Below are 11,687 nucleotides of genomic sequence, written 5' to 3'. Positions count from 1 at the left end.
AATTAACTTAATCATAATTATAGGAATTAATATTCATTTTATATGAAAGCAAAAATCAAACCAAGAATAGACTTGGAAAATAGAACCAAATTAGAAACAGTTATTCCTTTAGAAACACCTTTCATAATTTTTATAGACCCTTCTGATAAATGTAATTTCAAATGTAAGTTTTGTCCTACTGGTAATACAGAACTTATGAAAAATACTAATGGCAGAAACTTTGGTGCTATGGATTTTAATTTATATAAAAAAATTATAGATGATTTACAACAGTTTGAAGGAAAAGTAAAAGTAATAAGACTTTATAAAGACGGAGAACCACTGCTTAATAAGCATTTTTCTGATATGATTTCATATGCTAAAAAATCTCCTAAAGTAGACAGAGTTGATACTACTACTAATGCTTCGCTTTTAAATAAAGATTTATCTTTAAAAATTATAGAAGCAGGACTGGATAGAATAAATATATCTATAGAAGGTATGAACTCGGAACAGTATTTAGATTTCTCTAAAGTAAAACTAGATTTTAATAAATTAGTAGAAAATATAGCTTTCTTCTATGAAAACAAAAAACAATGTGAAGTAATAATCAAAATTAATGGTGACATTCTTACAGAAGAACAAAAGCAGGAATTTTATAATATCTTTGGAGAAATAGCAGATGGAGTGAATATCGAAAGTGTAATGTCTTGCTGGCCAGAGTTTGAACTTGGTGGAATAAATGTAAATATGGAAAGAGGTATTTATGGACAAGAAATAAAGGAAGTAATGGTTTGTCCTTATGTATTTTATTCTATGTCTATTAATTCCACAGGTCTAGCTAGTGCCTGTTATTTGGATTGGGAAAGAAAGTTGATAATAGGTGATGTTAATAAAGAAACAGTTAAAGACATTTGGAATAGTAAAGAGATGAATGATTTAAGAAAGCTCTTTTTAAGAAAAGAACGCAAAACTCATCCAATATGTAAGGATTGCGGACAGCTTACTCATGGTATGCCTGATAATATTGATGAGTATGCTGAAGATTTATTAAAAAAAATTAGGTAGAATAATGGCTAAAGAAGTTAATTGGATAGAGTATAGAGGACGAGTATATTTAAAAGATGTACTTCCATTAGATACACCATTTAAAATAGAAATAGAACCTACATCCGCTTGTAATTTTAAATGTATATATTGCAGACATTCAGCTGTAAATATAAAACCAGAATTTATGACTATGGAAACATTTGATAAAATAATAGAAGGAGCTAAAAAATTTCCTAAAAAAATAAAAACTTTTAATTTTGTTGGTATAGGAGAGCCACTATTAAATAAATATATATATGAGATGATACCAAAAGCTAACGAAATAGCAAATGATACTGTATTAGTTACTAATGGTTCATTATTAACAGAAGAAAATTCCAATAAATTAATAAAAAGTGGTATAAAAACTATAAGGGTATCTTTACAAGGTATTAATTCGGAAGATTATTATAAAACTTGTGCTTATAAAATAAATTTTAAAAAGTTTTTAAATAATATTAAATACTTATATGAGAATAAACCAGATACCATGAAATTATTTCTAAAAATGCCTGATATAGCAATTAATACAGAAGTAAAGAAAAAAATATTTTATGAACTATTTGAAGATAAATGTGATTATTTAACTATTCAAAATATAGGAAATTTATATAATAATATAGACTATTCTAATATAATAATAAACAAAAATTCAAAATCTAATAGCTTATTAGTATGTCCTCAGCCTTTTTATTTTATATTAATCAATGTTAATGGATATGTATATCCTTGCTGTCATGCTTATGATGATTTCTATATCGGAAATATATATGAACAATCATTAGTTAATATATGGAATGGAGAAAAGTTAAAAAAATTAAGAATTGAACACCTTAATGGTAATAGAAATAAAATACCTATTTGTAAAAACTGCGATATATTAAATTATTTTTATAACGAATATGATGATATTGATAATTATACTGAGGAATTATTAAAAAAATATGAGTGATTATGTTTTTAGATAAACTAGAAAACATTTTTAATGATAAAGCAAAAGATTTTTCATCTTTACTGGAAATAAAAGATATAGTGTTATATGGTGCCGGTTCTTTAGGGGAAATGGCCATTAATATTTTAAAAGAAATTAATGTTAAGCCTAAATATATTATAGATAAATCCAAAAAAGGCTGTATTGAAAATATAAATATAATCACACCAAATGAAATTAAAGAAAATGATAAAAACAATTATCTGTTTCTAAATTGTATATCAACTATATCCAGAAATGAAATAGAAAATTATTTAAAAGAATTAGAATTCAAAAATATTATGCATTTTTATAATTATGCATATATTAAATGTCCGAAGTTATTATCTAACGGATGGTTTTTAGATAAAATATCGAAAGATGAACAAAAAGAAATAGAGAAAGTTTGCGAAGCATTATCTCATGATGAATTATCATTAAATCATTATATACAATTTTTATGGGAAAAATTAAGAGTTAAAGAAGTCATTAATAAAGATTTTCCTGTATTATCTGGAAGAAAATATTTTTTATCTCCATGTATTGAAAATCAATTAACTGATAATGAAATTTTACTGGACTGCGGATCTGATTTAGGGCAAACTATTAATAAATTTATAGAAAAAACAAATAATAAGTTTAATAAAATATACGCATTTGAACCTAACAGCAAAGCTTATAAATATTTGAAAGATAATTTTGGTAATGATGAACGTATTTTATTGAGTGATAAAGTTATAAACGATAAAAACGGCTTAGTTAATTTTAAAGAAGATATAGGCGGCGGCATGGCTTCTAAAATATTTGAAGAAAGTGATAATGTAAAAGAATCTATAAGTATAGATAGTTTAAATATTAATCCAACAATAATCAAATTACATATAGAAGGTAATGAATTAAATGCATTATTAGGTGCTGTAGAAACAATTAAAAGATGCAGCCCTATCATAATGGTTTTTGCTGATCATAATAAAGACGGCTTATATAAAATAGCTAAGTTTTTATATAGTTTACCTTATTATAAACTATATTTTAATTTGCATGATTATGTTGGAAATACAGCTATATTTTATGCTATAAATAATAAATAAGGGATTATACATGAATATTAACTTAAATAAAGTTTATGATGATAATATAAAAGAGTTTGGAGAAATAGATAAAATAATAAAAGAAGAAGGTGTATCATTATTTGGAGCAGGTCAATATGGTGAGCTTGCTTGTGAATATTTATTAAATAATAATTATAAAATTAATTGTTTTATAGATAATAATGTTAATAGACATGGGCAAAATATAAATGGTATTAATATAGTTTCTAAAGATTCTGATATAGCTAAAAAATCTAAAGCAGTACTTATAACAGCTCATCATGCAACAAATGAAATTATAGTACAAAATAAAGAACTATATAAGCATATTATATCTTTTGATAAGTGGTTTATTATTAATAGATTTAAAGATTTTTTAACTTTAAGAGATAGTATGTATGATGATAAATCTAAAAAAGTTCTATATACATTAATTTACTCTAAATTATACGATAAAGAATATTTATGTGAAAATATATATGAACCTAATCAATATTTTGCCATACCTAATTTTAATACTATTAATGTAAATGAAATATATATAGATTTAGGAGCTTTTGTTGGAGATACAATAGAAAGATTTATATATAATATGAATGGGATATTTAAAAAGATATATGCTTTTGAAATAGGAATTAATCAATTTGAAGCTATGAACATTAGAATAAACAGATTAAAAAAAGAATGGGCTATCAATGATGATAATATTATATTAATAAATGCTGGCATATCTAGTAAGGTATCAGAATTTTATATTAATAACGATGGTATTATGTCATCAAACCGTTTGAGTAAAATTGGAGATAGTACTATTAAAAGTTATTCTATAGATAATTATTTCAATGATATACCAGTAACATTTATAAAAGCTGATATAGAGGGCGAAGAATTAAATATGTTAAAAGGGGCTATAAATAGTATAAAAAAATATAAGCCAAAAATGGCTATATCTGTATATCATAAACCAGATGATCTATTAACAATACCTCAGTTTATAAAAGAACTAGTACCTGAATACAATTTATCATTAAGACATCATTCTATTGGTTTTGATGAAACAGTACTTTATTGTTGGACAGACCAGACCAGACCAGACCAGACCAGACCAGACCAATATTAATATGTAAAGAATACATATATTCAAATAATATAAGAATAATAAAAAAATTACAACCTATGCTTGCTGCATAGGTTTTTCTTTCCTTTACTTAATTAATAAAATATTATATATTAGTTATATATGAATAGAATACAAATTCTTCACATTACACCTCATCTTGGAGGCGGTGTTGGCACAGTATTATTAGATTGGTTTAAACATGAAAAAAGTAATAAAAATTTTCAGCATTCCGTTATATGTTTAGATTATGCTAATGAGAAAGCTAAAATAACATTAGAGGAATTAGAATTTCAATTAAAAGAGAATATGAGTAAAAATGAGAATGAAATTCTAAATGATATAAAAAATTCAGATATTGTACTAATACATTTTTGGAATCATCCCCTACTCTATCATTTGATAGTACAAAACAAATTACCTAAGTGCAGATTAATTTTATGGTCTCATATTTCCGGAATAAATCCTCCAAATGTATTTACAAATAAAATATTGAATTATCCTGATAAATTTATATTTACAACTCCGATGAGTTTTAAAACTAAAGAAATTACAGAATATGATAATAAAAATTCAATTATATCTATATGGTCTACATCAAACTTAAGTAAATATTATAATTTAGAAAAAGAAGATGATAATAGTTTTTTTAATGTTTTATATATAGGAACTGTTGATAACGCTAAAATGTATAATAATTTTGTAGAATTATGTAATAAAATTAATATAGATAATATAAAATTTATAGTTGTAGGCGGTCCTAATAATTTAGAATTAGAAAACTATACTAAAAAATTAGGAATCGCTGATAAGTTTATTTTTGCTGGTAAAGTAAAAGATATAATACCATATTTAAAAATTAGTAAAATATTTGGATATCCTCTTACTAAAGGTCATTTTGGTACATGCGATCAATCTATACAAGAAGCAATGACTACAGGATTAGTACCAGTTGTTTTTGATAATGAAATGGAAAAATCTATGATTAATAATAATTGCGGCTTTATATGTAAAAATGAAGAAGAATATATTGAAGCAATAGAAAAATTGTATTATGATAAAAATTTATTAAAACAAATGCAAGAAAATGCTAAAAACTATGCCATAAAAGAATTTTCTATAGAAAAAATGTCAGAAAATTGGAATAAAGTATTTAATGAAATTATGCAAATTGAAAAAACGTATAAAAAATGGAATACAGAAAAAAAACATATAAAAACTATAGATATATTTTTTGAAAGTTTAGGAGAATACAAAAAAATATTTGAACTCCCAACTGAAGATTTAAAAAAAGAGCTATCAAAACCCAATTGGACTTCTAATTCTAAAGGCACTCATTTACAATATAAATCTTTTCTCGATGATGGAAGTTTAGACAAATTTATATTTTAATTCAAATAAACATCAACCCATTTTTCTAAAGGAGTAAAATTTTTAAAATTGACTTCATTCACTAAACGGGAATTATCACCTACTATTATGGGTGCTTCTTTTGTATCAAGTTCTTTTAAATCAAGTAAATCTATTTTGTTAAATTTTTTAGCAATAGTTAAAGCTATATCAGCCAATGAAATAGCATTACTACTGCATAAATTTATAATTCCAGTTATATTAGAATCAGTAATCAAAGCTATACTTTTAGCAATATCCCCAGCAAATATATAATCTTTTTTTAATTGAGAATAGTTTATAGATACTTTTTGATTATTTTTTAAACAATTAATAATATATGGAAATAATCTGTTTGGATTCTCATTATCTCCATAAGTATAAAAAATTCTTCCCCAGCAAAAATCTATATTATTTTTATTAGAGTATAATTCAGATACTTCTCTTAAATAATTTTTAGTTTTGGCATATATTGTTGTAGGGTTAAGTTCATCATTTTCCTTTAATGGAGTATCTTTAAATTTATATTCAAAACAAGTTCCAATAAATACAGCTTTTTTTCCGCCATTTTCTTTAAAATATTTAAGCATTCTAATAGAGGAATATAATAAATCAAAATTAGAATCAGAATCTAAATAACCTTTTTTAGTATCCCAAGCTAAATGTATCAAATATTTAGGTTTTATATCATTAAAAATCTTTTCTAATTTTATATGATCATTTAAATCTGTAGAAAAATAATTATCTTTTTCTATATATCTAGTTCCAATACCAAAAACTTCAAAACCTAATTCTTCTAAAGGCTGTCTAATATATTGACCTATAAGACCATTAATTCCAGTTACTAAAACTTTTTTCATAATACAAAATCTGGTATATTTTTATCTTTGTCACTAATTATTCTATTTTCACATTCCGGCCATGGAATATTAAATGCCGGGTCATTCCATCTTAAATAACCATAAGCATTAGGCACAAATGAGGCTCCTACGAAATAACATATCATACTATCATCTTCAAGAGTCTGTATACCATGAGCTACATAAGGAGGAATATAAAGCATCTTACCATTTTCCTCTGATAATTCCACAGTAAAATATTTACCGTAAGTAGGAGAATCTTTTCTTATATCAGCTATTGCATCAAAAACTCTGCCTTTAATACATCTTACAACCTTTATTTCAGCATAAGGTGCTATTTGATAATGCATGCCTCTTAAAGTCCCCTTTTTAGAACTATAACTCATATTTGATTGCTTAACTTCAAAATCAATACCTGCTTTCTTTAATTCATCATTACAAAATAATCTTAGAAAATATCCTCTCTCATCTTCTATATAATTATTTTGTAATAAATAAGCACCTTCTATATTAGTTTTTTCTATAAACATTTTAAATTCCAATATAATTTTTTATCTGTATTTTTGTTATATTATTAATATCATTTTTATTTAAATATTCTTTATACCAAATAGCTGTATGCTTAATAGCTTCTTTAGTGTTGAATTTTTCTTTCCAATTTAATTCTTTGCGGGCAAGAGATGAATCTAATCTTAGCATATTCATTTCTTTTTTATTTGTATCTTGTATATTTATTTTGTAACTTCCTCTGCCAATATTTTCTATAAATATTTTTGTTATGTATTCAACGGTATATATATTGCCTTCATCAATTGGAGCAAAATTATAACTATCTGAAACATTAGCATTATAACAAACTAACAGATATCCATAAAGAACATCTAGTACATGCTGCCAAGGTCTTACACTATTTGGATTTCTAAGTTCAACAGGCTCGTCTTTTTCTATAGCCCTAACTATATCCGGTATTATTCTATGTTTTGAAAAATCACCGCCGCCTATAACATTACCAGCTCTAACACTAACTATATTTATATTATTAAGAAAAGATCTTTTATAACTTTTTATAGCTATTTCAGAACATGCTTTTGATGCTGAATAAGGATCATGTCCGCCTAAAGCATCAATTTCTCTATAGCCCCAAGCCCATTCCTTATTCTCATATACCTTATCTGTTGTAATCATAACAGCACATTCCAAATTATTCAATTCTCTCATAGCTTCCATTAGGTTAATTGTACCTATAACATTTGTTTCATAAGTGTATACAGGGGCATTATAACTTTCTAAAACTATAGGCTGTGCTGCTAAATGAAAAATTATATCTGGGTTAATTTCCTTTACTATTTTTTTTATACTTTCTAAATTTCTAATATCTTGAATATAAGATTTTACTTTTGTTTTTAAATCAATCAAATTATATAGTGATAATTTATCCGCATCTAAAGATATACCATAAACATCAGCACCTATAGTGTTAAGAAGCTCTGATAGCCAAGCACCTTTAAATCCAGTATGTCCTGTTACTAAAACTTTCTTATTTTTAAATAAACTAAATATATTATTCATTTCCAACTTTTCCATGGAGCATCACCTTTAGCCCACATATCTTCCAATAAAAATTTGTCTCTTTGAGTATCCATACATTGCCAAAAATCTTCATGTTTAAATGCTATAAGTTCATTATTTTTAGCTAATTCTCTTAATGGTTTTTGTTCAAAAATTGTAGTATCATCTTCTAAATAATTAAATATTTCTTTATTTAAAACAAAAAAACCTCCATTTATATAAGCGTTGTCACCTCTAGGCTTTTCTATAAAATCTGTAACTGTATTATCACTATTAATACTGATAGCCCCCCATCTTGCTGGAGGAAATACTGCTGTTATAGTAGCTATTTTTCCATGACTATTATGAAATTCTAATTCTTCTTTTATATTAACGTTAGAAACACCATCCCCATAAGTTAAACAAAAAGATTCTTCATTTTTTAAATAATCATAGGCTCTCTTCAATCTTCCACCTGTTTGAGTATTTTCACCAGTATAAATTAAATCTACAATCCAATTATCAACTTCTATATTCTCAACATTAGAATCTTTTCTAAGTATTTCTGATGTATTTTCTTTAAAATTTATTCTCATATCATATAAATGTCTTCTATAGTTATCAAAAAATTCTTTTATCATATACCCTTTATATCCCAAAAGAATAACAAATTCATTTATCCCATAATGAGAATAATGTTTCATTATATGCCATATAATTGGGCGCCCGCCTATTTCTACTAACGGTTTTGGTCTAATGGATGTTTCTTCACCGAGTCTTGTACCAAGTCCGCCAGCTAGTATAACTGCCTTCATATACTATCCTTAAAATTATATATGTATAGTCTATATTAAAAAGGATAAATGTCAAACTATTTATATAAAAACATTGTCAGAATAGAAGTAAATTGAAATACTGTATAAAAATAATTATTAATATACTTCAGCTAATAATACAGTTTCCAATATTAAACAATCAATTTTAGGCTTAATAATTTTAAATTTATAACCTAAATTCCAACTCTCAATTAAAGGCTTTATATTAAAAAAATCATCATAATTATGATATATACTAATCATTAAAATCGGCTTTTGCTTTTTAATTGTATTTATAGCTCCTTCTAAAAATTTTTGCTCAAACCCTTCCAAATCTGTTTTTATTAAACCTACTTCTATATTATTATCTTCAACAAACTTATCTAATGTAACCATATTTACAATTTCTTTTTTAGAATTAACTTCACTTTCCTTATTATCTATAGATAATCCGCTAGAATTCTCACCATCATAATATATAGATATTTCTTTATTCTCATTACCTAAAGCCATATTAATAGGGACTATATTTTGAACCTCATTTAATTCTATAGTTTTTAACATTGAATTATAATTATTTTTAAATGGCTCGAAACTATAAATCTTTTTATCAGTATAATCAGAAAACACTATAGCAGAATCTCCAATATAGCCTCCAGCATCTATAATATTTTTATCTTTTATAAAATCAATATTTTTTATATTATTCAAACCATGTTTTTCATAAAAAATATTTATCTCAAAATGATTATATGCTAATATATATTTATTATAAATAAAAGTATGACTTAGTTTATCTTCTACAATATACGGATAAAATTTCTTTTGTATATCACCTATAATTTTAGATTCATAATCATCAAAATACACATTATCATTAATATTATTATATTTCATTATTTTTACTAAAATATTAAATATCTTAGATATAGAATCATCATCAAGTCCATTAATAAGTTTTTTATATTTTGATAAAAAATTTTTATCAGAATTGATATTTTCTCTAAATAATATTATTTGTTTATGATCGAAAGCTTTTATACTAATATTAGAAGTATTTAAAAGATATTCTCTAACAGCATCTCTTAATTTTCTAATTGGAATATAATATACTATCCTATTTACAACATCAATATTCATAGAATACTCCTAATAAAACATCTGTAAAGAAAACAGATAAATGTAATAAAATAATTTAATTGCTTGGCTTGGCTTGGCTTGGCTTGGCTTGGCTTGGCTTGGAAACAAGCTATATAGTAATAATAAAAATTAATCATTTGGCCTATTATAAATTAAAATAATATAAAAAACAATAGTTTATCATTATTAAAAAATAAATATATTTAAATTATTTTATTTTTATAAACTCATATATAATTTTTTTAATACGTATAAACCACATTAATTGCATAGTATTAAAATAAAAGCTTATACAGAAATTTACTTTAACATAGTATATATTTTATTAATTTATTTGAATATATATTCTTTACTTATTAATATTAGATCTAGTTCATTTTAAATTTTGACCTAAAAATATCTCTGCATCTTCTAAATGGTATTAACCATGCTATCTTATTTATTGAATTATGATTTAATTTTATCTTAATTCTTATAAAAAAGAAAACAAATATAATACTGTCTAATGTATTATATATACCTATAAACTTTATCCAATTATCAACTTTTCTAATTTCATTTTCATAATTATTTATTAAGCTGATGTATAAATCTTTTGATACCAAATATTTATCATAACTATCATTTAATTTTATAAAACTATATTCCAAATAATTATTTTTTGATAATAAAGTTTTATCTATATTTACTTCATTAGCAAAATCATGTATATACTTATAAGAATCTATTTTATCTGCTAAAATTGAAAATCTATAATATATACTTTTAAATAAACTTGGCATTAAATAACATAATTTCTCTTTATAATTAGTATAATTTATACAATCTTTTAATCTTAAATATACTGGTTCTATTGTTTTTAATGATTTCATTATTGAAGAATCTATTTGCCTATAATAATAAATACCTTTATGATTATAAGAAGTTTTTGGTTCATTTAATACTAATTTATAATAAAAATGTATATCTTCTGAACCATCATCTTTTTCTATTGGAGACGGCATAAAATATAAATTATTATTTTTTATAAAATCAAGCCTATATAATTTATTCCATACGACTAGAGAAAGGAATTCTTTTTTACCTTCATATTCATTCTTTATACTTAAAATAGATTCTCCTTCTAAGTAGTTATTTGGATATTCTTTTTTCCATTTTTCTATATTATTATATACTTCAGGCTGAAAAGGTTTTATACAATCATTTATAACTTCATATATATTTAGATTACTAATGATATCTGAATTATATTTCTCAGCAGTAATATATAAATTTTCTATATAATCATTAGATATATAATCATCAGCATCTATAAAATAAATATATTTTCCCAAAGCCGAATCTATACCTAAATTTCTTCCTACAGATGGTCCTCCAGTATTTCTTTCATTTTTGAATAATCTTACTCTAGAATCTTTCTTTTCATATTCTTTTAATATATTAAAACTTTTATCTGTTGAACAATCATCAACACATATAATTTCTATATCTTTTAATGTTTGATTTATAATGCTATTTAAACATTCTTCTAAATATTTTTCTACATTATAAACAGGTATTATCACACTTACTTTCATATAATTATTACCTTAAATATTTTTAACAATAGAAATTTTAGCTCCAAGTATATTTATAATTTTTGTAATTCTCTTTCTAAGATAAATAGTTTTAATAGAAAAAATTTTATCA

Annotated in this window: 11 protein-coding genes; 5 read left to right on the top strand and 6 right to left on the bottom strand. The window is 23.9% G+C overall.

The genetic code is table 11. The features are described from left to right. Positions 1–42 precede the first annotated feature (42 nt). From T324_RS0107555 to T324_RS0107535, 5 genes are all read left to right on the top strand, one after another. Entirely contained in the window at positions 43–1,047 is a 1,005-nt protein-coding gene (locus T324_RS0107555) for a radical SAM/SPASM domain-containing protein (RefSeq protein WP_028329683.1), read from the top strand. A 4-nt stretch (positions 1,048–1,051) separates the two neighbouring features. Continuing rightward, complete coding sequence (locus T324_RS0107550) at positions 1,052–2,020, top strand: radical SAM/SPASM domain-containing protein (protein ID WP_028329682.1); 969 nt, start codon at positions 1,052–1,054, stop codon at positions 2,018–2,020. 2 nt (positions 2,021–2,022) lie between these two features. Beyond that, positions 2,023–3,129 carry an FkbM family methyltransferase gene (locus T324_RS0107545; protein WP_028329681.1) on the top strand — a complete coding sequence of 369 codons (1,107 nt, stop codon included), beginning with the start codon at positions 2,023–2,025 and terminating at the stop codon, positions 3,127–3,129. 10 nt (positions 3,130–3,139) lie between these two features. Beyond that, positions 3,140–4,249 (top strand): FkbM family methyltransferase, encoded by a 1,110-nt coding sequence (locus tag T324_RS0107540; RefSeq protein ID WP_028329680.1) that lies wholly within the window; start codon positions 3,140–3,142, stop codon positions 4,247–4,249. A 120-nt stretch (positions 4,250–4,369) separates the two neighbouring features. Next, positions 4,370–5,638: a glycosyltransferase family 4 protein gene (locus T324_RS0107535; RefSeq protein ID WP_028329679.1), complete on the top strand. Its 1,269-nt coding sequence runs from the start codon at positions 4,370–4,372 to the stop codon at positions 5,636–5,638. On the opposite strand, the gene T324_RS0107530 is transcribed toward T324_RS0107535, so the two are convergent. The 6 genes from T324_RS0107530 to T324_RS16990 all read right to left on the bottom strand — a co-directional run bounded on the left by T324_RS0107530 (position 5,635) and on the right by T324_RS16990 (position 11,575). Continuing rightward, positions 5,635–6,495: an NAD-dependent epimerase/dehydratase family protein gene (locus T324_RS0107530; RefSeq protein WP_028329678.1), complete on the bottom strand. Its 861-nt coding sequence runs from the start codon at positions 6,493–6,495 to the stop codon at positions 5,635–5,637. The genes T324_RS0107535 and T324_RS0107530 overlap by 4 nt on opposite strands. Next, complete coding sequence (gene rfbC, locus T324_RS0107525) at positions 6,492–7,025, bottom strand: dTDP-4-dehydrorhamnose 3,5-epimerase (RefSeq protein WP_028329677.1); 534 nt, start codon at positions 7,023–7,025, stop codon at positions 6,492–6,494. The genes T324_RS0107530 and rfbC overlap by 4 nt, the downstream gene beginning before the upstream one ends. Position 7,026: 1 nt before the next feature. Next, positions 7,027–8,079, bottom strand: coding sequence for a CDP-glucose 4,6-dehydratase (gene rfbG / locus T324_RS0107520; RefSeq protein WP_028329676.1), 1,053 nt, complete (start codon positions 8,077–8,079; stop codon positions 7,027–7,029). Further along, the gene (rfbF, locus tag T324_RS0107515) at positions 8,061–8,858 is read right to left on the bottom strand and encodes a glucose-1-phosphate cytidylyltransferase (RefSeq protein ID WP_028329675.1); all 798 of its coding nucleotides are present in this window, start codon (positions 8,856–8,858) and stop codon (positions 8,061–8,063) included. Before rfbF ends, rfbG begins: the two co-directional genes overlap by 19 nt. A 117-nt stretch (positions 8,859–8,975) precedes the next feature. Further along, the gene (locus T324_RS17730) at positions 8,976–9,998 is read right to left on the bottom strand and encodes an FkbM family methyltransferase (RefSeq protein WP_051436815.1); all 1,023 of its coding nucleotides are present in this window, start codon (positions 9,996–9,998) and stop codon (positions 8,976–8,978) included. 368 nt (positions 9,999–10,366) lie between these two features. After that, positions 10,367–11,575, bottom strand: a complete 1,209-nt coding sequence (locus T324_RS16990; RefSeq protein ID WP_051436814.1) for a glycosyltransferase — start codon at positions 11,573–11,575, stop codon at positions 10,367–10,369. Positions 11,576–11,687: the final 112 nt, after the last annotated feature.

The organism is Brachyspira alvinipulli ATCC 51933 (assembly GCF_000518245.1).
GTDB classification, from domain to species: domain Bacteria; phylum Spirochaetota; class Brachyspiria; order Brachyspirales; family Brachyspiraceae; genus Brachyspira; species Brachyspira alvinipulli.
This window is presented reverse-complemented; position numbering and strand designations above follow the sequence as displayed.